This window comes from Nonomuraea wenchangensis (assembly GCF_900111685.1).
Taxonomy (GTDB): domain Bacteria; phylum Actinomycetota; class Actinomycetes; order Streptosporangiales; family Streptosporangiaceae; genus Nonomuraea; species Nonomuraea wenchangensis.
The window spans coordinates 131,220-152,228 of sequence record NZ_FOHX01000022.1 but is presented as its reverse complement, the minus strand read 5'-3'; the positions used below and the strand labels follow the sequence as shown (position 1 = coordinate 152,228).

At 70.2% G+C, this 21,009-nt stretch carries 22 protein-coding genes and 2 pseudogenes; 14 read left to right on the top strand and 10 right to left on the bottom strand.

Annotated features, from left to right (window positions below):
* The first annotated feature begins 100 nt into the window (after window positions 1-100).
* Window positions 101-1,267: a hypothetical protein gene (locus tag BMW85_RS42650; RefSeq protein WP_091093084.1), complete on the top strand. Its 1,167-nt coding sequence runs from the start codon at window positions 101-103 to the stop codon at window positions 1,265-1,267.
* A 200-nt stretch (window positions 1,268-1,467) separates the two neighbouring features.
* Here BMW85_RS42650 and BMW85_RS42645 read toward each other — a convergent pair whose 3' ends face one another.
* The 3 genes from BMW85_RS42645 to BMW85_RS42635 are packed head-to-tail and all read right to left on the bottom strand — an operon-like array spanning window position 1,468 to window position 3,686.
* The gene (locus BMW85_RS42645) at window positions 1,468-2,700 is read right to left on the bottom strand and encodes an RNA polymerase sigma factor (RefSeq protein WP_091093082.1); all 1,233 of its coding nucleotides are present in this window, start codon (window positions 2,698-2,700) and stop codon (window positions 1,468-1,470) included.
* A complete protein-coding gene (locus BMW85_RS42640; RefSeq protein WP_091093081.1) occupies window positions 2,697-3,020 on the bottom strand; it encodes a YciI family protein in 324 nt (107 codons plus the stop codon). Before BMW85_RS42640 ends, BMW85_RS42645 begins: the two co-directional genes overlap by 4 nt.
* A 54-nt stretch (window positions 3,021-3,074) precedes the next feature.
* The gene (locus BMW85_RS42635) at window positions 3,075-3,686 is read right to left on the bottom strand and encodes a dihydrofolate reductase family protein (RefSeq protein ID WP_091093079.1); all 612 of its coding nucleotides are present in this window, start codon (window positions 3,684-3,686) and stop codon (window positions 3,075-3,077) included.
* A gap of 96 nt (window positions 3,687-3,782) precedes the next feature.
* On the opposite strand from BMW85_RS42635, the gene BMW85_RS51670 reads away from it, so the two are divergent.
* Complete coding sequence (locus tag BMW85_RS51670) at window positions 3,783-3,950, top strand: hypothetical protein (protein ID WP_245775403.1); 168 nt, start codon at window positions 3,783-3,785, stop codon at window positions 3,948-3,950.
* Between the two features lie 14 nt (window positions 3,951-3,964).
* On the opposite strand, the pseudogene BMW85_RS52210 reads toward BMW85_RS51670, so the two are convergent.
* Window positions 3,965-4,150, bottom strand: a pseudogene (locus BMW85_RS52210) (MmyB family transcriptional regulator); the annotation flags it as partial.
* A gap of 209 nt (window positions 4,151-4,359) precedes the next feature.
* Here BMW85_RS52210 and BMW85_RS42625 point away from each other — a divergent pair.
* The 3 genes and pseudogenes from BMW85_RS42625 to BMW85_RS52705 form a co-directional block, all read left to right on the top strand.
* Window positions 4,360-4,782 carry a hypothetical protein gene (locus tag BMW85_RS42625; RefSeq protein ID WP_091093078.1) on the top strand — a complete coding sequence of 141 codons (423 nt, stop codon included), beginning with the start codon at window positions 4,360-4,362 and terminating at the stop codon, window positions 4,780-4,782.
* Window positions 4,779-5,819, top strand: a complete 1,041-nt coding sequence (locus BMW85_RS42620) for a zinc-dependent alcohol dehydrogenase family protein (RefSeq protein WP_091093077.1) — start codon at window positions 4,779-4,781, stop codon at window positions 5,817-5,819. Before BMW85_RS42625 ends, BMW85_RS42620 begins: the two co-directional genes overlap by 4 nt.
* 4 nt (window positions 5,820-5,823) lie before the next feature.
* Window positions 5,824-6,278, top strand: a pseudogene (locus BMW85_RS52705) (Tn3 family transposase); the annotation flags it as partial.
* A gap of 310 nt (window positions 6,279-6,588) precedes the next feature.
* Here BMW85_RS52705 and BMW85_RS42610 read toward each other — a convergent pair.
* Entirely contained in the window at window positions 6,589-7,191 is a 603-nt protein-coding gene (locus BMW85_RS42610; protein WP_091093075.1) for a TetR/AcrR family transcriptional regulator, read from the bottom strand.
* Window positions 7,192-7,289: 98 nt separating this feature from the next.
* Here BMW85_RS42610 and BMW85_RS42605 point away from each other — a divergent pair, with 98 nt between their 5' ends.
* Window positions 7,290-8,699 carry an MFS transporter gene (locus BMW85_RS42605; RefSeq protein ID WP_281249687.1) on the top strand — a complete coding sequence of 470 codons (1,410 nt, stop codon included), beginning with the start codon at window positions 7,290-7,292 and terminating at the stop codon, window positions 8,697-8,699.
* Window positions 8,700-8,733: 34 nt separating this feature from the next.
* Here the strand turns inward: BMW85_RS42605 and BMW85_RS42600 are convergent, their stop codons facing one another.
* Complete coding sequence (locus tag BMW85_RS42600) at window positions 8,734-9,138, bottom strand: MerR family transcriptional regulator (protein ID WP_091093074.1); 405 nt, start codon at window positions 9,136-9,138, stop codon at window positions 8,734-8,736.
* A gap of 221 nt (window positions 9,139-9,359) precedes the next feature.
* On the opposite strand from BMW85_RS42600, the gene BMW85_RS42595 reads away from it, so the two are divergent.
* Both BMW85_RS42595 and BMW85_RS42590 read left to right on the top strand, forming a co-directional pair.
* Window positions 9,360-9,812 carry a GbsR/MarR family transcriptional regulator gene (locus BMW85_RS42595; protein ID WP_091093073.1) on the top strand — a complete coding sequence of 151 codons (453 nt, stop codon included), beginning with the start codon at window positions 9,360-9,362 and terminating at the stop codon, window positions 9,810-9,812.
* Complete coding sequence (locus BMW85_RS42590; RefSeq protein WP_091093071.1) at window positions 9,809-11,029, top strand: glycosyltransferase; 1,221 nt, start codon at window positions 9,809-9,811, stop codon at window positions 11,027-11,029. The genes BMW85_RS42595 and BMW85_RS42590 overlap by 4 nt, the downstream gene beginning before the upstream one ends.
* Before the next feature lie 332 nt (window positions 11,030-11,361).
* On the opposite strand, the gene BMW85_RS50060 is transcribed toward BMW85_RS42590, so the two are convergent.
* On the bottom strand, window positions 11,362-11,508 hold the full coding sequence (locus BMW85_RS50060) for a hypothetical protein (RefSeq protein WP_177241165.1): 147 nt from the start codon (window positions 11,506-11,508) through the stop codon (window positions 11,362-11,364).
* Window positions 11,509-11,626: 118 nt separating this feature from the next.
* On the opposite strand from BMW85_RS50060, the gene BMW85_RS42585 reads away from it, so the two are divergent.
* The 5 genes from BMW85_RS42585 (at window position 11,627) to BMW85_RS42565 (ending at window position 16,771) form a co-directional block, all read left to right on the top strand.
* Window positions 11,627-14,410: an ATP-binding protein gene (locus BMW85_RS42585; RefSeq protein WP_245775395.1), complete on the top strand. Its 2,784-nt coding sequence runs from the start codon at window positions 11,627-11,629 to the stop codon at window positions 14,408-14,410.
* A gap of 57 nt (window positions 14,411-14,467) precedes the next feature.
* Complete coding sequence (locus BMW85_RS52700) at window positions 14,468-14,725, top strand: 2-phosphosulfolactate phosphatase (RefSeq protein WP_218156178.1); 258 nt, start codon at window positions 14,468-14,470, stop codon at window positions 14,723-14,725.
* 49 nt (window positions 14,726-14,774) lie between these two features.
* Window positions 14,775-15,908, top strand: a complete 1,134-nt coding sequence (locus BMW85_RS42575; protein ID WP_091093068.1) for a serine hydrolase domain-containing protein — start codon at window positions 14,775-14,777, stop codon at window positions 15,906-15,908.
* A 200-nt stretch (window positions 15,909-16,108) separates the two neighbouring features.
* Entirely contained in the window at window positions 16,109-16,327 is a 219-nt protein-coding gene (locus BMW85_RS42570) for a hypothetical protein (RefSeq protein WP_218156188.1), read from the top strand.
* Between the two features lie 75 nt (window positions 16,328-16,402).
* Entirely contained in the window at window positions 16,403-16,771 is a 369-nt protein-coding gene (locus BMW85_RS42565) for a ribonuclease E inhibitor RraB (protein WP_177241164.1), read from the top strand.
* Window positions 16,772-16,883: 112 nt separating this feature from the next.
* Here the strand turns inward: BMW85_RS42565 and BMW85_RS42560 are convergent, their stop codons facing one another.
* Complete coding sequence (locus BMW85_RS42560) at window positions 16,884-18,401, bottom strand: apolipoprotein N-acyltransferase (RefSeq protein ID WP_091093064.1); 1,518 nt, start codon at window positions 18,399-18,401, stop codon at window positions 16,884-16,886.
* Window positions 18,402-18,656: 255 nt separating this feature from the next.
* Window positions 18,657-19,487, bottom strand: a complete 831-nt coding sequence (locus BMW85_RS42555; RefSeq protein WP_091093062.1) for an SDR family NAD(P)-dependent oxidoreductase — start codon at window positions 19,485-19,487, stop codon at window positions 18,657-18,659.
* Between the two features lie 155 nt (window positions 19,488-19,642).
* Here BMW85_RS42555 and BMW85_RS42550 point away from each other — a divergent pair, with 155 nt between their 5' ends.
* The gene (locus BMW85_RS42550) at window positions 19,643-20,218 is read left to right on the top strand and encodes a TetR/AcrR family transcriptional regulator (protein WP_177241163.1); all 576 of its coding nucleotides are present in this window, start codon (window positions 19,643-19,645) and stop codon (window positions 20,216-20,218) included.
* A 99-nt stretch (window positions 20,219-20,317) separates the two neighbouring features.
* Here the strand turns inward: BMW85_RS42550 and BMW85_RS52205 are convergent, their stop codons facing one another.
* Window positions 20,318-20,920, bottom strand: coding sequence for an ATP-binding protein (locus BMW85_RS52205; RefSeq protein ID WP_091093059.1), 603 nt, complete (start codon window positions 20,918-20,920; stop codon window positions 20,318-20,320).
* Window positions 20,921-21,009 lie beyond the last annotated feature (89 nt).

The window sequence follows — 21,009 nt, the reverse complement described above, 5'->3', positions numbered from 1 at the left end:
CCGGGGTTCTCCTTCGCCTGACGTCTCTTTTTTACGAAGGGAGTAACCCGTGGTCAGATGGAAAGCGGGGATGGCAAGTGTCGCTTTAGGACTGTTATCCGTGTTCGTCCCCGCCGCCTCGGCGACGGCGGCGGCGCCGGACAAGCCCACCCCCGAACCCGCCGTCGCGCAGGCGTGCGGCACCGACCTCAAGCAGGAGGCGGCGGCGCTCGCCGCGGACGGCAAGTCCGGGACCGCCACCTGCGTCCGTAAGCAGACGAGGAAAGCCGGCGCGTCGAAGACCTCCGAGGGCGAGGCCGGGATCGCCGCCGACATCTGCGGCGGGAGCCCCACCCTGAGCCGGACGGCGAACTGCGTGATCGAGGACGGAATCCTGCTCATCTTCACGGTGCCCAACGGGGTCGTCATCGGCTCGATCCAGTACACCGTCTCCAGTCTCACGGTCCTCGACTACAGCAGCCTGGACTGGAGCCAGTCGTGGCACTACCAGGCCAACACGGTGGCCGGCCCGGCGATCCCGGCGGTGCTCGACAGTGCCGTCTACGCCGAGCCGCAGTGCCTGGCCAGTTGCACGGTGTCCAGGATCGGGTCGGTCGGCGCGTCGGCGCTTCCCGGCCGCGTCCTCTCCACCACCGCGTACTTCTCCAGCCCGCCGGGCGGCTACAAGTGGAACGCGCACGCCGGGATGAGGTACTGGTTCGCCAACGCGGCGTGGGTCAATCCGACGACGAACCCGTCGATCACGGCGCCGGCCGTGCACCGCTGCGACGACGCGCTGCCCGGTTACCCGAAGGGCTGCGTCTACGACTCGGTCCGCCCGGTGCACGACGTCCTGACGTATCGCTATCCGGCGTACGCCCGCCATCTCCAGCTCGCCATCAACCATTTCAAGATGAGGAGCGTCCTGACCAGGACCCAGAACGAGACGCTCATCGACAACAACTACAAGACGGCCTGCCCTCCGGGGTATCCCAAGCCCACGACTCCGGGGACCTGGTCGTGTGACGAGTATCCGTTCAAGTCGACCTACAACGGTGCGTACTCCCAGCCGTACGGCCGCAACATCTTCCTCTTCAGCTGGAACAGCGCGTACGAGTTCAACTGCAACGCCTCGTGGTTGCCGTCGCGCGCCGCCACCGACTCCGGCGGCTACAGCGTCTGCATCATCCCCTTGGCTGAGAACAGTCTCGGCGGGGCCGATCTGGGCGCCTTCTACTACAAGTCCCGGGTGCTGGACGGGGACGATTTCCAGGTCCGCGTCATCTGATCGGGATCGGACTGTCTGCCTGGCAAGGCACGGCTCCGCCGGCTGCGGGGGCGCGGCTTGCCAGGCAAGCCGTACCAGGTGCTGATGGTCGGCTCTCACCGGAAAAGCGGCTGGTGAGGCGCGGGAACAGGTCGATGGCCGCCGCCAGGTGGTCGCCGCCGACGTGGTCGACGTAGACGTCTGATCGGGATCTGTGGGCGCTATCGCAGTTGGTCGCGGCGGCGGGTGAGGTAGGCGGTCTCGGCGGTGTTGCCCGCCAGTTCGATGGCTTTGTCGTAGGCCGCGCACGCCTGCCGGCTTTGGCCCAGCCGGCGCAGCAGGTCGGCGCGGGTGGCGTGGTAGGCGTGATAGCCGGTCAGCGTGTCCTCAAGGCGGTCGACGGCCGCCAAGGCCACCTGCGGGCCGTCGAGTTCGGCGACCGCGACGGCCCGGTTGAGGGCGATGATCGGCGAGGAATCGAGGCGGACGAGCTGGTCGTAGAGGGCCAGGACCTGTGACCAGTCGGTGTCGCGGATGTCGCGGGCGGAGGTGTGCACGGCGTTGATCGCAGCGAGGATCTGATAGCGGCCCGGAGCCACGCCGGCGGCGGCAGCGGCGAGACGCTCGCGCACCAGCCGGTGGCCCTCGGCGATCAGGCCTGTGTCCCAGGCCCCGCGGTTCTGCTCGGTGGGAGGGACCAGTTCGCCGCCGGCCGAGACCCGGGCGGTGCGCCGGGCCTCGGTGAGGAGCATCAGCGCCAGCAGCCCGGCCACCTCGCCGTCGCCGGGCATGAGGGCACGGATCAGGCGGGTGAGCCGGATCGCCTCGATGGTCAGGTCGGGACGTAGGGGATCGGTGTCGGGGCCGGTCGCCAGGTAGCCTTCGTTGAACACGAGGTACAGGACGGCGAGGACGCCGGAGACGCGGGCCGGCAAATCCTCGGCGGATGGCACCCGGTAGGGGATGCGGGCCGCCTTGATCTTGGCCTTGGCGCGGGTGATCCGCTGTCCCATGGCACTCTCGGCCACCAGGTAGGCGCGGGCGATCTCGGGCACGGTCAGGCCGCCGACCATGCGCAGCGTCAGCGCTACGCGGGTTTGCATCGCCAGCGCCGGGTGGCAGCAGGTGAAGATCAGCCGGAGCCGGTCGTCGTCGATGGCGCCGACAGGCTCGGGCGGGTCGTCGTACACCATCCGGGCCTCCTTGTGTTTGTCGTCGCGTTTGTTCTCGCGGCGGATCCGGTCGATGGCCTTGCGGTTGGCGGTGGTGGTCAGCCAGGCGCCGGGGTTGGGCGGCACGCCGTCGGCCGGCCACCGCTCGACGGCGGCCGCGAACGCCTCGGCGGCCGCCTCCTCGGCGATGTCGAGGTCACCGAAACGCCTGGTCAGGGAGGCGATCACCCGCGCCCACTCGTCGTGGTGGGCCCGGGCGATCGCCTCACGGACGTCGCTCACTGGAACGGCCGCACCTCGATCTTCCGGTCGCAGACCTTCGACGCCTCGGCGGCGAGCTTGAGCGCCACATCCAGATCGGGGGCCTCCCACACCCAGACGCCGGCGAGGTACTCCTTCGACTCCACGAAAGGCCCGTCGCTGAACACCGCCTGCTCGCCCCGGTTGTCGATGACCGTGGCCGCGTCGGTGTCCGCGAGTCCGCCCGCGAAAACCCAGTAGCCCTCGGCGATCAGTCGTTCGTTGAACGCGCTGATGGCAGGCCGTCTGTCCGTGCTGCCAGGATTGCTCTTGTCGTCGATCACGGAAACCAGGTACTGCATCTGGAGATCAACTCCTGTGGTGTCAAAGACAGCGTGGTTCGGTGGTCAGGGATTTCAAGCCGTTGGCGCATACTGCGGGCGCCCCGCCGGCCGGTAGACCTGGATCGACACACCCTTGGAGTCGACGTGGGATTCGACCAGGTCGAGCGCAAGATCCGGGCCCGCGTCGGGGAACAGCCGCGCGCCCTGGCCTACGACCACCGGGACGGTGATCAGAATCATCTCGTCGACCAGGTCGTTCTCCAGCAGCCACTGGACCAGGATGCCACTGCCGTGCACCTGCAGCTCACCCCCGGGCTTGGCCTTCAGTTCACTGATGGCCGTCGCGAGGTCACCGCGGAGAACGGTCGTGTCCTGCCAACGCGGGGCGGTGAGCGTGGTCGAGGCAACGTACTTGGGGGCCTCGTTCAAGGCCACGCCGATGGGATGGGCGCGCATCTGGTCGATGGATCCCCAAGAGCCGGCGAACAGCTCGTAGGTGTGCCGGCCGAACAGGAACGCCTCGGCGCGCTGATAGGTCTGCGTGATGAACGTCCTGGTCTCGTCGTCGCCCTTCCCCCGGGCCCAGCCGCCGCGCTCGGATCCGTTCCTGCGGTCGTCCGACGCGGCGCCGTTTCCCTGCATCACTCCGTCGATGGTGACCTGAGTCATGGTCGTCAGCTTCATATCGCGGTTCCTTTGCCTTGGCGCCGCCCCTTGGGGGCGGCCTCACCCCTGCTACGAACACCACCGCCCCGATCCGACACCGCCTCCCGGATTTCTTTGGAGGGCATCCGCGCCCAGGCCACTGCCGAGATCGCCGGGGCCGTGGCCGGCACCGGCTCGCTGGGTGGCCTTCCGCTGGGCGCTGCTGACCAGGTGATCCATTCCTCCGGCTGGGTCAGGTGCCCGCAGGCGCAGCGGTACGGCGGAGCCGAGGTGGTGCGGTGACTCGCGCGGACGTGGCGGTGCCAGGTCGGTGAGTCCGGAGGCCAGGCGCTGGAGCCGGTCGTCCGGGTTGCGCACGCTCTCGGCCTGGATGATGCAGCAACACCCGAGGTGAGGGCGTGAAAGGCCGCGTCGGCCGAGACGAGGTCACCGTGCCGGTCGACGACCACCGCCGGGTAGGGCAGGTGGCCGTCCAGGATCCGTTCGAGGGCGGTCGGCCAGCCGGATGATCATCGATCGGCCACTCACGCAGCCCTCCGGCGAGCCCGCCTCTGGTCGATTCGCTGATCACTCCTCTTGTGTAATCCGATCGGCTGCTGATCCGCCATTCCCCGCGAGGAATTGCCGCGCGACGGCCGGCGCAGCAAGGTCGTTGCCGCACGCCGACCATGCGCAACCAAGGAGATCAACCATGGCTGACATTGACATCCACGACCTCACCGACCGCTACGTCGCCGTATGGAACGAACCCGACGCCGAGCGCCGCCGCACCGCGGTCGGCGAGCTGTGGTCCGCCGATGCGGTCCATGTGCTCCAGCCTCCCAAGGAGATGCTGCGGACCGCTGAAGGGCTGGGCTTCGACCGTCACTTTCTGGAAGCACGCGGGCACCACGCGTTGGAGTTCCGAGTGACTCGCGCCCACGAGGAGTTCGTCGCGCCGGGCACCTTCGTCTTCCGGTCGCGCGGCAACACCGTCCGGCTCCACAACGTCGTCAAGTTCAACTGGGAGATGGCGCCCCGGGCCGGTGGTGAGGTCGCCGGTGTCGGGCTGGAGATCCTCATCCTCGGCCCCGACGGCCGCATCGTCAGCGACTACCAGTTCATCGAGGGGTGACCGCGGTGATGGCGATACGCCCATCGATGGTGCGCAGCTACCACGTCACCGCCGGCGGCGGTACCGACGGCCTGGCGCTGCGCACGCACAAACCGCGCACACCCCGGCAGGGGGAGGTCGCGGTCGCGGTCCACGCCACCTCACTCAGCTTCCGCGAACTTCTGGTGCTCCGAGGGCAGTACGTGCTGCCCGTCAAACCGGACGTCATACCGGTCTCGGACGGTGCCGGCGAGGTCGTCGCCGTCGGGCCGGATGTGCGGCGGGTGCGCCCAGGCGACCGCGTCACCGCCGCACTGTTCCCGCGGTGGCTGGACGGCCCGCTGGAACCGGCATACCTGCCGCAGTTGGGTGGCTCGCTCGACGGAATGCTGACCGAGCTGGCCATCCTCCCCGAGGACGCGCTCGTGCACATCCCCGACCACCTCTCCTACGCCGAGGCGGCGACTCTTCCCTGCGCCGCCGTCACGGCATGGAACGCCCTGACCGGCGACGGCCGCGGAATTCAGCGCGGACAGAGCATGCTGGTCACCGGCTCGGGCGGCGTGTCGCTGTTCGCGGTGCAGTTCGCCAAGCTCCTGGGCGCGACAGTGATCGCCACGACAAGCCGCGCGGACAAGGAGCAGCGCCTTCGCGATCTGGGAGCCGACGAGGTGATCAACTACCACGACATCCCGGACTGGCACACCGCTACCCGTGAACTCACCGCCGGGCGAGGGGTTGACCGCGTCGTCGACACCGCCGGAACGCTGGAGCAGTCGCTGCGGTCAGTCGCCGTCGACGGGCACATCGCCTTCGTCGGGTCCGTCTCCGGCAACTGGCCACCGGTCGACCCTCGTCTGCTGTTCGGCGTCGCCGCTACGGTCCGCGCCTTGGCCGTTGGCAGTCGCGCCCAGTTCGTCTCCATGAACGACGTCATCACCGCGCACCGGCTCAGGCCAGTCCTCGACCGGGTGTTCTCGTTCGAAGAGGCCGTGGCAGCGTACAGGTACTACGAATCGGCCAGCCCGTTCGGAAAGGTGATCATCAAGATCAGATAGCCGGCAGAACTACGACCAGATGATCAAATACGCCACCGCGATCAAGCAGGGCACCGCCTCCACCGAGGCCATCTTGCGCCGCTTCACCGCGTCCGCCTCTCACCCGACCTACCAGGCCATGCTGGAGGTCGGCCGCCCGCAGAAGACCATCTTCGCCGCCCGCCGGAAGGGCTCAACGTGGTGGAGTCCTCCAACAGCGCCATTTTCTACGGCAAGGGCGGCGACATCGCCACCAGCCGGCGCGAGGAGCTGGAGATGAGCGTGCTGTGCCTGCGCATCCTGCAGGCCGCGCTCGTGTACATCAACACTTTGATGCTGCAGGACGTCCTGGCCGAGCCGGAGTGGGCTGAGCTGCTCAAGCCCCCGGACCGGCGCGGGCTGACTCCCCTGTTCTGGCAGCATGTCCAGCCCCATGGCGAGCTGCGGCTGGATGTGGCCAAGCGGCTGCCGCTCGGCGGCGCTGCTGAGGCTGCTGCTCAGGCTGCGCGGGAGGGCATCCCGCAGCAGCCTTCTGATCGCGCCTGCATCGGCCCGGTGCGCGGCGGCATGGGCCAGAAAACGGCCGGCAGGCCGGGGGCGTGGTCGCTGGATCGTGGCCTGAGGAGGAGCGGTGTTGGGCGGACCTGGCCGAGGAAGACTTCGCCGGTAGGCCGACGCGCAGGCGCGCGTCCACGGTGGGCGGGAAATGAACGCGCGATGCCTGCCCACCCTGGCCGGCGGGCCGTGGTGAGCGGCGCTGGCGGGACCAACCGCTTGATGGGCTCGACACTCAGCGGTAGAGGTCGGCGACGGCCGCCAGTACCTGCCGGCGGGCGGTGCTCGCGGTGGTGACGCCGGTGAGCACGTAGGCGGCGAGCCCTTCGGCCAGCGCCACCAGGGCCAGCGCCGTGGCGTGTGGGTCGAGGGCGGCGGGGATGTGTCCGGCCTGCTGGTCGCGGGCGATGAGGTCGGCCATCTGGCGGTGGAAGTCGGCGTACAGGACGCGCAGCCGGGCCGCGATGGCCTCCTCGGCGAAGGCGAAGGCGTGGAAGGACTGCCGTACGCGCATGTGCGCCTCGGTGGCGGTGTCGTACGGGATGAGCTCGCCCAGCACCGTGGTGAGCACCAGACGCGGCTCGGCGGCCTGCGGGTCGGCGCCGGTCTTGGCGCGGATGCGGGCGCTGGACAGCTCGTTGCCGCGTTCGAAGGCGGCCTCCACGAGTTGCCGCTTGGCCGGGAAGTAGTGCTGTACGCGGCCGGGTGAGATGCCGGCCTGGGCGGCGACCTCGGTCAGCGAGACGGCGGCCAGCCCGCGGTCGGCGACGATGGCGAGCACCGCGTCGGCGATCTCGGCGCGCCGCTGCGCGTGGTGCGCTCCCGGTCCCCGCCCCATGACCCCTCCCACAGTTTTCCGATGTGTCCGCATCGGATTATATGCTGACGTCACGGTAAAGCAATGTGATCGCATCGTCATATGAGAGGGGAGGGCGGGTGCCGGTCGTGTTGGCGCTGCTGTGTGCCGCGCAGTTCATGGTGGTGCTGGACGTGTCGGTGGTGAACGTCGCGCTGCCGTCCATCCAGCACGCGCTCGGCTTCGACGCCCGGCACCTGGCGTGGGTGGGCAACGCCTACGCGCTGAGTTTCGGCGCTCTGCTGCTGCTCGGCGGGCGGCTGGCCGACCTGTACGGGCACCGGCGCGTCTTCGCCGCCGGCCTTGCGGTGTTCACCGCCGCGAGCCTGGCCGGCGGGCTGGCCGATGCGCCGGGCTGGCTGATCGCGGCCCGGGCCGGTCAGGGGGTGGGGGCGGCGGTGCTGGCCCCGGCCACGCTCACGATCTTGACCTCTGTCTTTCCCGAGGGGCCGCGCCGCACCCGCGCCATCGCGATCTGGACGGCGGTGAGCCTGGCCGGCGGCACGGCGGGCAACCTGATCGGCGGGGCGCTGACCGAATACCTGTCCTGGCGGGCGATTCTGCTGATCAACGTGCCGATCGGCCTGGTCTGCCTGGCCGTGATCCGCCGGCTCGCCCCCGGTACCGACCGGCGCGGTGGGAGGCGGCTGGACGTGCTCGGCGCGGTGCTGGCCACCGCCGGACTGGCCGCACTGGCCTATGGCCTGTCCGGCGCGCCCGCCGTCACGTGCGCCGGGCTCGTCCTGCTGGGGCTGTTCGCGCTGGTCGAGGTACGCGTGGCGCGGGCGCCGCTGATCCCGCCGCGCCTGGTGCGGGCGCGGCCGATCTGGCTGGGCAACATCGCGATGCTGCTGGCCGGGGCGTGCCTGAACCCGATGTGGTACTTCCTGACCCTGTCCCTGCAGCACGTCCTGGGCTACGGGCCGCTGCAGGCCGGGCTGGCGTTCCTGCCGCACACCCTGCTGACCATGCTGGTCGGCCTGCGCCTGACGCCGTGGCTGATGCGCCGCGCCGACGATCGCGTGCTCATCGTCGCCGGGGCGCTGATCGGCGCGGCCGGCTTCTGGTGGCAGAGCCGCATCGCCCCGGGCCAGGACTACCTGACGGCCATCGCCGGCCCGGCCGTGCTGATCTCGCTCGGCGGCGGCCTGCTGAACACGCCGCTGACCGTCACGGTCACCTCGGGCGTCGCCGCAGCCGACGCGGGAGCGGCCTCCGGGCTGATGAACACCGCCAAGCAGATCGGCGGCGCCCTCGGCCTGGCCGCCTTGGTCGCGCTGACGGCGGGACAGGACGGCGAACGCGCCGGCCCGGCCCGGGCGCCGGAGCTGGCGACCGGCTACGGGCAGGCCTTCGCCACCATCGCCGTGGTGCTGGCCGCCGTCGCTCTCCTGGCGGCCGCGCTGCCGAGACGGCGCGACGCCTCCCCGGCCGCGTCGGGGGAGCCGGCAGCCCACCCGCTGATCGGGCCGTCCCCTCCGCCGAAGTAGAGGTCAAGGTGGGGCAGGCGAGCCCGGCCAGCGGTCAGGCAGGGCCGTCGGTCAGCTGGCCGGCGCGCCGCCGTAGGTCGGCGGCGAACTCCTCGGCCCGGCTCAGCTGGGTACGTAGCGCCTGGCAGCGTTCACGGGTGGCCTGCTCGAAGCGGCCCAGCCGGGCCAGCAGTTGCTCGCGCTCGGCCGCCTCCAGCTCGGCCGCCGCGCCGATGTTGTCGAGCTGGTCGGTGATGGACAGCAGCTCGCCCATCTCCTCCAGCGTGAAGCCGAGCGGCTTCATCCGGCGGATCACCATCAGCCGGGCCACGTCGGCCTCGGTGTACAGGCGGAAGCCACCCTGACTGCGCGCAGAGGGCCGCACCAGGCCGACCTCGTCGTAGTGCCGGATGGTTCGCAGTGACAGCTCGGTCCGCGCCGCCACCTGCCCGATGTGCATGTGATCCCCGCTGTGATCCCCGCTGTGATCCTCGCTGGGATCTCTGCCACTGCTCGCCGGAGCCGGGACTTCGCCCTGGGTGGCGGGATGTCAAGGCAGACCGGATCGAGCGGCGCAAGAAGGCCACCAGTGGTGGTGAGCGGTGTCGAAGGGACAGCGGCCCGCGCTGCCGTCAGTCGAATTGTTCGCACATATCCGAACGATCCGATACATTCGCTTCCATGGATGTGGATCAGTTCGTGGAGGACGCCGGGCTCTTCTACGCGCGGTTGGGACTGAGCCGGACGGCTGGGCGGGTGATGGGCTGGCTCCTGACTGCGGAATCGGGCAGCGCGGACGCGCCCGAGCTGGCCGAGGGGCTGGCCGTGGCCAAGAGCAGCATGAGTATCGCGCTACGGCAACTGGAGCAGGCGGGGCTGGTCGAGCGGTTTCGGGTGCGGGGCGCGCGGCGGGACCACTACCGGCTGGCCGAGGACGTCTTCGCCCGCGCTTTCCGCGCCAAGATGGCCGAGTTCGAGAGCTTCCGGGCCTTGGCCGAGCAGGGCCTGAAGGCGGTAGGTGACGACCCTGCGCGTCGGCGACGTCTGGAGCTGATGCGAGACATGTACGCGTTCATGATGGACCGCTTCCCCGCCCTGCTGGACGAGTGGGATGAACTGAGGGACAAGCGATGAGACCGTTGCTGATCAGCGTGGGCAGCCGCGGAGACGTCCAGCCGTTCCTGGCGCTGGCGCGCGGGCTGCTGGCCGCCGGGCACCGGCCGGTCCTGGCCGCGCCCCGCCGGTTCCAGCCGCTCGCGGCCGGGTACGGGGTGGAATTCGTGCCGCTCAGCGACGAGATGTTCACGCTGCAGGACTCCGTCAAAGGGCAGGGCGTGCGCGCGGCCATCACCGCCGCACGATCGGTCCGGCCGATGCTGCGCCGCCTCCTGGACGACCAGGCGGCGCTCGCTGCACGACCGGCCGACGTCGTCGTGTATCACCCCAAGTCCCTCGGCGGGCCCTACGTCGCGGAGAAGCTCGGCGTCCCGGCCCTCGCCGGTCTGCTGATCCCTCTGTACGTGCCGACGTCCGCCTTTCCTTCTCCCATCTTCCCGGTGCGGCCGCCAGGCCCGCTCAACCGGGCGAGCTGGCGGGTCGCCGCCGCGGTCGAGGCCCCATACCGGAGCACGATCCGCAGGTGGCGGACTGAGGCACTCGGCCTGCAGGACGGCTTCACGCCTTTGGCCGACCTGGTCAAGACGGGCAGCGTGCTGCACGCATGGAGCCCGCACCTGCTGCCCGCGCCCGCCGGCTGGCCCCCCTCCGCTCGCCCCATCGGGTTCTGGACGATGCCCGCGAACGACACCTGGAATCCGCCCGAGCGGCTGGCTCACTTCCTGGATCAGGGCGAACCGCCCGTCTACGTGGGCTTCGGCAGCTCGAGCACCGGCGACCCTGAGTTGTTGACCGCCGCCGTCCTGGAAGGGGCCCGGCTGGCCGGGCGGCGGGCCGTACTGGCCACCGGATGGGGAGCGCTGCGGCCAGGTGCGGTCGCGGACGATGTCCTGGTGATAGAGGAGGCCCCGCACGACTGGCTGCTGCCACGCGTCGCCGTCGCCGTCCATCACGGCGGCGTCGGCACGGTCGCGGCGGCCCTGCGTGCGGGGGTGCCGCAGGTCGTCCGCCCGCTCCTCGGCGATCAGCCGTTCTGGGCCGACCGCCTGCACCACCTCGGCGTCGCCCCGGAACCGTTGCGGGGCCGTCTCACCGCCGCCCGGCTGGCCGCCGCCCTTGAGAACGCGGCAGAGCTGGCGCCGACCGCCCGCATGCTGGCCGGACACGTTGGCGCTGAAGACGGTGTCACCGCCGCCGTGGCTCGCATCGCCGACTGTGCCGGCTCCCGTACGTGAGCCCCACCCGCATCGGAGCGGCCAGTGGCGACAGCGCACTCGCCGCTGCCGCGCCCGCTTCTTGGGCGTGGCAGCCGTGTCTTATGGCGCTGCCTCGCCCTCGATGGCGAGCGCCCGGTAGACGCTGGCCAGGGACGGGTGGCTGCCCTTGTTCTTTCCCGTGGGGATGACCAGCCTGGCTGCGATCTCCGGCACCGGCACACCGCGCTCGCGCAGGCTGCGCGCACGCAGCGGCCACGATCATCGCCCTGCGCCACTGGTTCTGTGCGAGAAATCGCATCGCTGGCGGAAACTAGCGGTCAGCCGAGTGTCTGGCTACGGGGCTCAGCGGCTCACTGCCCCTTTCTCTCGTACTTCCCCAAGAAGCCGAACAGCGCTTGGAGCGACCAGAGCACGCCGTTGAGCGTGAACCTGATTCCGCGCCTCCTGGTCCGCCGGTCGTCGCTGACGTGCACGTTGATGTCCATGTTCATGCTCACAGCCCTTCTCCCGGCCTGGTCCGGCCGCATCCGTGGCGACCACGGAACGCGGCCACTGGTCGGCGGCACGGACGGGGGTGCGGCAGGAATGCGGCAAACTGGCGCAGTGGGGACAGCGGTGGAGATCTCACCTCGGGAAGCCGAGGTGCTGGAACTGGTCGGAGCCCATCTCAGCAACGCCGAGATCGCGGCCCGTCTGGTCATCTCGATACGTACCGTGGAGAGCCATGTCTCCTCGCTGCTGCGCAAGCTGGAAGTGCCGGACCGGCGTGCCCTGGCCCGGCGCGCCCCCGAGCTGGCCGGCGCGGGTACGTCTCGTTCCGCGCTGGTGCTGCCGGCCACGCTGACCTCGTTCGTCGGCCGGGTGAGCGAGCGGGCCGAGCTGGCCGAGAAGATCAGGGCGCACCGCCAGGTGACCGCGACCGGCCCCGGCGGAGTGGGCAAGACCCGGCTCGCGCTGGCGGTGGCCGCGCGGGCGGCCGGCGAGTACGCCGACGGGGTGTGGTTCGTCGACCTGGTCCCGGTCACCGATCCCGACCTGGTCGCGACCGCCGTCGCCGGGGCGCTCGGCCTCGGCGAACGGCCCGGCCGCGACATGACCGCGTCCGTGGTCGCCGCGCTGGCCGACCGGCACGTCCTGCTGGTGCTGGACAACTGTGAGCACGTGGTGGACGGTGTGGCGCCGTTCCTTGAGCGGCTGCTGGCGGCCTGTCCCGCGGTGACGGTGCTGGCGACCAGCAGGGCCCGGCTGATGGTGCCGTTCGAGCGGGTGTACCCGGTTCCGCCGCTGTCGCTGGCCGCCGGCGGCGACTCCGACGCGGTCGCGTTGTTCATGGAGCGGGCGGCGGCCGTCGGATGGCCGCTCGACCCTCCGCTGCGCGGGCAGGTCGCCGCGATCTGTGAGCGGCTGGACGGGATGGCGCTGGCGATCGAGCTGGCCGCCGCCCGATATCCCATGCTCGGGCTGGACGGCATCACCGCCGCCCTGTCCCACCCGCTGCGGATGCTCACCGGCGGCTCCCGTGCCGACGAGCGGCACCGTTCGGTGCGGGCGGCGCTGGACTGGAGCCATGCCCTGCTGGATCCGGCCGACCGGGCGCTGCTGCGCCGGGTGTCGGTGTTCGCGGCGCCGTTCACCGCGGCCGCGGCGGCGGAGGTGACCGGGACGGAGGAAGGTCTGGTCGTCGACCTGCTGGCCCGGCTCGCCGAGCAGAGCCTGCTGGTGGTGACGCCCTCCCCCGGCGGTACGGAGTACCGGGCGCTGGAGACCATCCGCCAGTACGGGACCGAACGGCTCGCCGAGGCCGGTGAGCTGGCCGAGGTCCGGTCCCGGCACCTTCGCTGGTGCCTGGCCAAGGCCGCCGCCCTGACGTCGGCACGACCGGACTGGCGGGCCCGGTTCGACCTGGTGGCCGACGACCTCCGCGCGGCCCTGGCGTGGGCGGCCGGCCGGCCGGAGCTGCGCGAGGACGCCTACGAGCTGGCCCGGCACCTGGCGGAGCTGACCTTCACCCGTCATCTGGTCGGGGAGTCGCAGCGGCACTACGAGCAGGCGGCCGAACTCGCGATCGACCCCGCCGACAGCGCGTCGATGCTCCGGCACGCCGCGGCCGTCGCCGGCTGCCGGACGGTCGGCGATGACATGTACCGCCTTCACCGCGCGGCCGCGGAGGCCGCCCGCAGGGCCGGCGACACCGTCGGCGCCGCCGCCGACCTGGCGACCGCCGCCACCGTCGCGTTCCGGTTCTCGCCCAAGTTCGTACGGCACCCTTCGGGGGAGGAGGCACTCGCGCTGATCGTCGAGGCACGGGGACTGGCGGGCGGCGATCCGGCCGCGCAGGCCGCGGTCGCCCTGGCCGAGGCCGCGGTGCTCGCCGACGCGTTCGGCGCCGTCCAGGGGCCGCCCGGCAATGCCGTACAGGAGACGATGGCCTACGCCGGGCGGGCGGTCGAGCTCGCCCGCCGGACCGGCGACCCGCTCGCCGAGTCGGCCGCGCTCGACGCGCTCGCCTCCGCTCAGAGCTGGGCCGGCGAGACGTTCGCCGCCGCGGCCACCGCCCGGCGCCGGATCGAGCTCCTGTCGTCGGTGCCCGTCTCGCCGACCGGCACCCTGGAGCTGATCGACGCGCTCGGCATGGTCACCGAGGCCGAACTCGGCGTGGGCGACCTGCCGGGCGCCCGACGCTGGGCCCGTCGGCTCGCCGGACATCCGTCGCTGGCGGAGGTCGGCCACCGCGCGCCGCTGATGGTCGACGCGCTGGCGGGCGACGCCGGTGAGGTGCTCACCGGCAGCATCCTGCTCCTCAGCGCGTGGCGGGGTGCGGGCAGCCCCGCCCGATCGGGGCTCGGCCCGGCGGTGGCCGGTGTGGCGATGATCCACGGCCTTCGCGGCGACCATGAGGCCCGGCGCGAATGGCAGCAGGTCCTGAGCCAGCTCGGCGCCCCGCCGGAGTATTTCCACGGCTACGGGGCGGTCTTCGACGCGATGCTCCTCCTGCACCGCGGGCAGGCAGGGGAGGCTCTGCGGCGGATGGGCCCCGAGCCCAGGCAGGTGTGGAAGTGGGTGACCTGGATCTGGCACCACTGGTATGTCGCGTTGCGTGCCGAGGCCGCCGTGCTCGACGGGAGCCCCGCCGCTCGCGACCGGGTGGCCGAGGCGCGGGCCGTCGTGGCCGGCAACCCGGTCTGCGCCGCCATCGTGGAGCGAGCCGAAGCCCTGCTGTACGGCGACCAGGAGGCGCTGCTCGCCACCGCGAACGCGTTCGACGCCGCCGGCTGCCGCTACCAGTCCGCACGGACCATGGTGCTCGCCGGCGGGGAGCATGCCGAGCGCGGCGCGGCGGCGCTCGCCGGCCTCGGCCTCGCCCCGATGGCTCCGCCACCGACGACGACCGCGGAGTGACAGTGGCCGGCGCGGACATTGCGCCGGGCAGGCGGTCCCTGTCGGTCATGCGCGATCATGGCCGGATGGACGCTCGCTTCCATCGTTCTCGCTGAGTCTCTGGACGAAGCCCTCGCGCTCAAGGGTCGCCACCCGGAATGGGTGGCGCTCAAGGACGGTCCGCCTGCGCCCGGGTTCGACGCCGTGAACTCGCCGGCCCTGCTGCGGTCAGCCGGCTTCGGCGGACGGACCGTCGTGCAGAAGACCACGGCGGGGACGGTCGGCAGAGCCACCTGGCCCTGCACGGAAACGCCGAGGAAACACCGCCCTCGTTAGAACTTGTGGCTCGACAGCCGAGTATTCGAACCTGGAAGCGGGAGACTTCATGATTCTGCGTCAAGCGACGTTCACTGGCGCAGCCTCGCTGGCCTGCGCGGCGCTGGTCTTGAGCGGGGCCCCGCCCGCCACCGCCTCGACAGCTGCCGCCCCCGTCAAGGTCGGGAATGTGCAGAAGGCGATGGAAGACTTGGTGAAGACGGGCCACGTGGTGGGAGCCATCGGCGAGGTGTACGTGGACGGCAAGCGGGTCGGGAAGGGCTCAGCCGGCTCCCGCCTGCTCGACGGCAAGGGCGGCGCGATCCCTGCGAGCGCCCGCTACTGGATCGGCTCGCAGACCAAGGCCATGACCGCCACCGCGGTCCTGCAACTGGTCAGGGAAGGCAAGCTGAGCGTGGACGACAAACTTAGCGAGGTCCTGCCCGAAGTGGCGGAGAAGGACCTGGTGGAGCGGGCCGACGAGATCACGGTCCGCAACCTGATCCAGCTGACCTCGGGCATCCCCGACTACATCGGCCCGGACACCTCCGACCCCACGCGTAACTATCGCCCGACCGACCTGCTGGCGGCCGCACGCAAGAACGCCCGGCCCGTGGAAGTCGGGACCTTCAACTACTCCAACAGCAACTACATCCTGCTCGGCATGATCATCGAGAAATTGTCCGGAAGGTCACTGGCGGCCGAACTCAACCGCAGGCTCTTCGCCCCGCTCGGCATGCGCCATACCTACCTGCCCACGAAGGCGGGCCAGGGTATCAAGGGCCCGCACGGGCACGGCTACGCCCCGGACGAGACGGGCACGATGCGCGATGTCGACAAGATGATGAACGCCACCAGCATGCTCGGTGCCGGCGGCGTGATCTCCACCACGCGCGAGATGAGCGTCTTCCAGCGCGCCTTCCGCCAGAACAAGCTCCTGCCGGCGTCCCTGAGCAAGCTGATCACCGACCCGCCGCCCGGCCAGACGCCGCCGCCTGCGGGCACCCCGTGCGCCGGCAACCCCGAGTTCGCCGCCGGGGGCGGAGGCAGCGCCCCCGGCTTCACCGCCGCGACCATTACCTCCTCCGACGGCCGTCTGCAGTTCGCCGTATCCCTGACCCTGGCCATGGACAACGACGAGCGCAGCACCGTACCGTCGCGCATCACCAACGCCCTCAAATCGCTGTTCTGCCCCGCGAAGTGATCACTCCAGCCGCAAAGGCGAGCGTGATCAGACCATGATCGCCCGTGGCACATACGCGGCACGGCTCTGCGACGCCGGATAACCGAGAGGGCCTTTCACGCACGTCAGCAGCGGAGCGGCTCCAAGATCCGGGGGCGTTCCTTTCGAGACGATCGGCGCAGCCTACGAGAGCGGGGCAGTTCCGGCTGGGTGAGATACAAGTGACGGCCGACCGGACGGTCGCGCGCCCGTACGCCACCCAGCCGTCCGGCCCGGGTCGGCTCGTCTCGCTGCTCTCGGACTCCGGCATGCCGATCGAAGCCATCTCACGCCTGGTCGGCCACCGCAACACCTCGGTGACTGAGACCGTCTACCGCAAGCAGCTGCGCCCGGTACTCCTCGAAGGAGCGGAGGCCACGGATGAGCTCTTCCCCGAGTAAAGTCCTGATCGCCAAGCCGAACAAGAATACGAAAAATGTCACATGTGGCCGTTTCGGAGAAAGAAGCGCGAGCACGTGGATCTCGAAGAGCGGTCACCCCAGCTTGGGATCAAGTACAAGGACTTGATGGTGTTGGATCAGCTCGTCAAGGCAGGGGCCGATCTTGAACAACCTCGCCATGTCATCTTCTACCTGTACGCTCCCACGCTCGACGCCGCTCAGAGCGTCGCCAAGGGCGCCGGCACCGCCGGCTACGGCTTACGCGCCGAGGTCGGAAAGCCATCTCCGAAGTCGCCGGACAGTTGGCCGGTGACCTGTGAAGCAAACGCGGTGATCTCACCGGACTTCGTGCGCGACACGGGCAACCTCTTCGACACCCTCGCGGCTCAGCACGACGCCGAATACGACGGCTGGGAAGCCGCAGCCACTCCGCGTAAGGCGTAGTCACTCAGTTTGTCACTCAGCAATGCAAGAGGCCGCTTCCAAAGCCCTGGAAGCGGCCTTTGACCTGGGTGGGGTGTTCACGAGTGGGTCCATCCTGGGAGGAAGGAGGTGCTTAGAAGATCGCTTCCCGAGTTCGCTCTGATCGTTTCCCGGATGGGGAGACGGTCAGCCGCTTGGCGCGCATGGCCGCGACCCCGAGGGCGGCCATTGCCGCGAGACAGAGCCAGGCGAACACATCACCGACCCGCGCATATACCGTCGGACTACCGGCAACAGGCACATGCGCGATCATCGTCTGCTGCGTGGTCGTGAAGTAGTCCGCCGAGGTGAGCGTTCGGCCGTGGGGATCGAAGACCGCGGCCAGGCCGTTGCTCGCCTGACGAACCAGCGAGTACCCGTTCTCCACCGCCCGGATGCCTGCCTTCTCCGTATGCGCGGCGCCGAAGCCGTACCAGTCGTTCGACGGCACCAACATCACATCCACATCCCCGGCCTGCCTCATCAGCGCGGGGAAGTCGGCGTCGAAACAGATGACGTTGGCCAGGCGGCCGAACGGCGTGTCCGCGGTCGGCACCCTGCCGTCGCCGGGGTTGAACGGATCCAGGCCCGGCACCGGGCGGGCCTTCTCATACGTCCATCGGGCCTGCCCCCTCGGATCGACGAGGACAGTCTCGTTGCGCATGTACGGCGGCGCGCCCGTGATCACGATCAATCCCGCGTTCACATAGCTGCCTGTCCTGGCGGCGATCGCGGCGATCTCGTCGATCAGCCGCTGCCTGTCGGCCTCGCGTGCCGCACCACCCGCCTCCGGCCAGACCACGATCTTGGCTCCGGCTTTGGCCTCCCGTTCGGTGGCAGCCAGCAGGGAGTCATTGACAGGAGCGAATACCCGCCGAACCATGTCGGGGTCGGCGCCGGCAAGCTGTTCTGGCGAGGGGTAACCGTTCAAGGCCCTGTTGGACGTCTCCAGGACCGATCGCGCAGGGCTGACCCCAGCCACCCGTACGGTTTCACCAGCGGGCGCCGCGAATGCCAACCGCAGGCTTCCTCCGGCAAGCACCAGCGCGAGCACGGCTCCGAAGGGTGCCACCCGCCGCCAGGCGAAGCCGTCCTGCCAGAGGTGATTGCAGACGGCGGCGAACCATGCGATGAGGAAGCTGACCCCGTAGCCACCGGTCACCGAGACGACCTGCAGCAACGGGAGGTTGTCGTGCTGAGTGGCGGCCAGCGAACTCAGGATGTTGCCGACCGGGCTGAGGCTCGCGAGCGCGTACTCCACGCTGACCACCCCCGCGGGGAAGACCAGCGTGGCCCACGCGCCGGGCAAGCGCGCCGCGATCAGACGGTCCAGAACGTACGGCACCACGCCCGCCAGCGCCATGACCAGGGAGAGCGCCAAGACTGGGCTGAATACTGGCAGCCCGCTCTCGTAGAGCCAGAATGTGGTGGCCACCATGGTAGCGAGTGCGATGCCTCCCATTGCCGGTAGAGGCCGGCTTGTGCGGGAGTACCGTAATAACAGGATCAGATAGCCCCATGCCGCGCCGGCCACTTCCCATCGACCGTGCGCGGCCACGGCTGAGAGCGCGGTTCCGGCAGCGAGCATTGCCCATCGAGTCTGACGATTCATGCGGCAAATTTAGGCAGCGCGGACCTCACCATCCCATCTCGCACGCCCCCGAACCGGGGTAAGGAACACCCCCCGCGGAAGGCGTACCCCTCGGTTTGCTACTCGGAAGATCACAAAGATGGTGGTACCGGCTCCACAAAGAACGAATCCGATTCGGAAACCCTCGAAACAACAAGATCCCTCCTGATCTCGACGATCAGACGGGATCCCGTCAACTAACTGCCAGCCGTTTCAAGAACGGCCCTAGGTGGTTGTTCAGGGGCTGTAAAAGTTAAGTTGACACTCCCGTCGAGGGGCGTCGGCCGAGGGGGTGAGGACCTTGCGGGTGATGCGTTCGGCGATGGCGGCGACCAGGGTCCGGGGGCGGCGGGGGGTCAGGTGCGCGGTGAGGGCGTTGCCGAATCCGGGGGCGACGTAGCCGCGGTCCCGCTCCAGCGCACGCAGGGCGGCACGGACGACGGGCTCCGGGGTGGTCATGGAGCCGGTGACGGCCGCGTTGCGGGTGCCGATGGTGTCGAAGAAGGCGGTCTCGACCGGGCCGGGGCACAGGGTGAGCACGCGGATGCCGCGCCCGCGGTACTCCTGCCGCAGAGCGAGGCCGAAGTTCAGCACGAAGGTCTTGGCCGCGCCGTAGACGGCGAAGTACGGGGAGGGCTGGAAGGCGGCGTTCGAGGCGACGTTGACGATCGCGCCGCGCCCGCGCTCCAGCATGCCGGGCAGCACCTCGTGGGTGAGGTCGACGAGTGCGACGACGTTGACCATCAGCTGGTCATGGTCGCGGGCTGCGGGGATCTCCTCGAAGCGGCCGCAGGTGCCGAAGCCGGCGTTGTTGACCAGGAGGTCCACGGTCAGGCCGCGGGTGGCCAGCTGGTCGGCGACGCGGAGGGCGGCGTCCGGCTCGGCGAGGTCCTGGACCAGCACATGGGCACGGATGCCGTGCTCGGCGGTCAGGCGCTGGGCGAGGGCGGCGAGCCGGTCGCCGGAGCGCGCCAAGAGGATCACGTCGTGGCCCTGGGCGGCGAGCTGGGCGGCGAACTCCGCGCCGAGGCCGGACGACGCTCCGGTGATGAGGGCGGTGCTGTGCACGTGGTTCTCCTCCGATGGGGCCGCCCGAGGCGGCGGCAACTGGAACGAGAACGTATCAGCAATCGGTCTAAATGCAACATAGCTGATGCAGATAATGAGATGTCTGCATCAGCGATGTAGTGTGCAGCTGGACAAGTGGTCGAGCGGGAGGCGTGATGGGCGAGACGGCAGCACGATCGTTGCGGGCGGACGCGGAGCGCAGCGTGCGCGCGATCCTGGAGGCCGCCGAGCGGGTGCTCGCCCAGGAGCCCGGCGCCTCCATGGAGCAGATCGCCGCAGCCGCGGGAGTGGCCCGCACGACCATTCACCGGCGGTTCGCCAACCGGCAGGCGCTGATCGACGCGCTGGCCTCGTCCGCGGCCCGTCAGCTCGCCCAGGCGATCGACGACGGCCGGCCGGACACCGCGCCGCCGCTGGTGGCGATGCACCGGATCACCGCCAACGTGCTTCAGGTCAAGAGCGCCTGGGCGTTCGCGCTGGGGCTGCCGGCGGATCCCGGCAGCGAGGCCGCCGCCCTCCACCAGGACATCGCCCGCAGTTGCACCGCCGTGCTGAAGCGGGCCCAGGACGCGGGGCTCATCGACCAGGCGGCCGACCTCGACTGGGTGCGCCGGGTCTACTACGCGCTGATCGGTGAAACCCTGCACGGCAACGCGGGCGGCGCCGACCCGGACACCCTCGCCGCCCGTATCATCGACACCCTGCTGCACGGCGCCGGCCCACGCGCCTGAGCCGGGAACCCCGGCGGCGCCTGTCGGCGTACTCCTTGACGTGCAAGAACTCTCAGAGGCTGTTCCGCTGTTTCTGCCGCCCGGGCGACGGCCTACGCCCTAGGGCTTCTTGTCGGGCAGGGCTGCGTACCACGTGCCGTCATGTTCCGGTCCGGGCAGCCATGCCGGAGGATCGGCCAAGCCGAGCGCGTCCTCAGCCCACGTCAGCATGTACGCGTCCGTGGCCGCAGGCGGCCGGGGCGCCCGGACGACCCCGCCCAGCAGGATCCAGCCACGGTCGGGGAAGAGAACGTATTGCTGGATGAGCAGGTCACTGGTGGTGTGCCAGCCGTCCTCTTCGATTTCCTTCCAGGGCAGCAGCCGCGTTTGCAGCAGGCCGTACCTGGCCTCGTCGCGGGCCGGCGGGAGGTATCCGACCTCGTCCAGCACCAGGATCTGAGGGCGGAGGAGGTGCGCAGCTTGGAGTCCGGACGGCTGATGGCATCGGCGGCTTTGAGCTGCCGGACCAATGTCAACCGGCGTGGTGAAGTAGACGCTGAAACCAGCCCCGCAGGCCGCGACCGCCAGCGCGACGGCGATGTGGGGCCTGCCCGCCCAGCAGCGGAGTATCGGCCCTGGCCTCGGGTGGCCAGGTCGCGGACCTTTCGGGCATCCAGCTCGGACTGAGCTCCTCCCGGACGGCGCATTCCATCTGAGCCTCATCGGCCTGGGCGACGAAGGCGCCCAGATGCTCGGCCAGGTGAGGAAGCCCCAGCTGGGCGGCGATGGTGCGGATCCGAGCGATGACCCGC

Excerpts from the sequence above, each read along its gene's own strand:
- BMW85_RS42640 (WP_091093081.1), bottom strand. The coding sequence starts at position 3,020 with ATGCAGTACCTGGTTTCCGTGATCGACGACAAGAGCAATCCTGGCAGC.
- BMW85_RS42610 (WP_091093075.1), bottom strand. The coding sequence starts at position 7,191 with ATGGGGCGGGGACCGGGAGCGCACCACGCGCAGCGGCGCGCCGAGATC.
- BMW85_RS52205 (WP_091093059.1), bottom strand. The coding sequence starts at position 20,920 with ATGAGGCTCAGATGGAATGCGCCGTCCGGGAGGAGCTCAGTCCGAGCT.
- BMW85_RS42560 (WP_091093064.1), bottom strand. The coding sequence starts at position 18,401 with ATGAATCGTCAGACTCGATGGGCAATGCTCGCTGCCGGAACCGCGCTC.
- BMW85_RS42595 (WP_091093073.1), top strand. The coding sequence starts at position 9,360 with ATGGATGTGGATCAGTTCGTGGAGGACGCCGGGCTCTTCTACGCGCGG.
- BMW85_RS42600 (WP_091093074.1), bottom strand. The coding sequence starts at position 9,138 with ATGCACATCGGGCAGGTGGCGGCGCGGACCGAGCTGTCACTGCGAACC.
- BMW85_RS42575 (WP_091093068.1), top strand. The coding sequence starts at position 14,775 with ATGATTCTGCGTCAAGCGACGTTCACTGGCGCAGCCTCGCTGGCCTGC.
- BMW85_RS42635 (WP_091093079.1), bottom strand. The coding sequence starts at position 3,686 with ATGAAGCTGACGACCATGACTCAGGTCACCATCGACGGAGTGATGCAG.
- BMW85_RS52700 (WP_218156178.1), top strand. The coding sequence starts at position 14,468 with ATGGCCGGATGGACGCTCGCTTCCATCGTTCTCGCTGAGTCTCTGGAC.
- BMW85_RS42550 (WP_177241163.1), top strand. The coding sequence starts at position 19,643 with ATGGGCGAGACGGCAGCACGATCGTTGCGGGCGGACGCGGAGCGCAGC.
- BMW85_RS42625 (WP_091093078.1), top strand. The coding sequence starts at position 4,360 with ATGGCTGACATTGACATCCACGACCTCACCGACCGCTACGTCGCCGTA.
- BMW85_RS42590 (WP_091093071.1), top strand. The coding sequence starts at position 9,809 with ATGAGACCGTTGCTGATCAGCGTGGGCAGCCGCGGAGACGTCCAGCCG.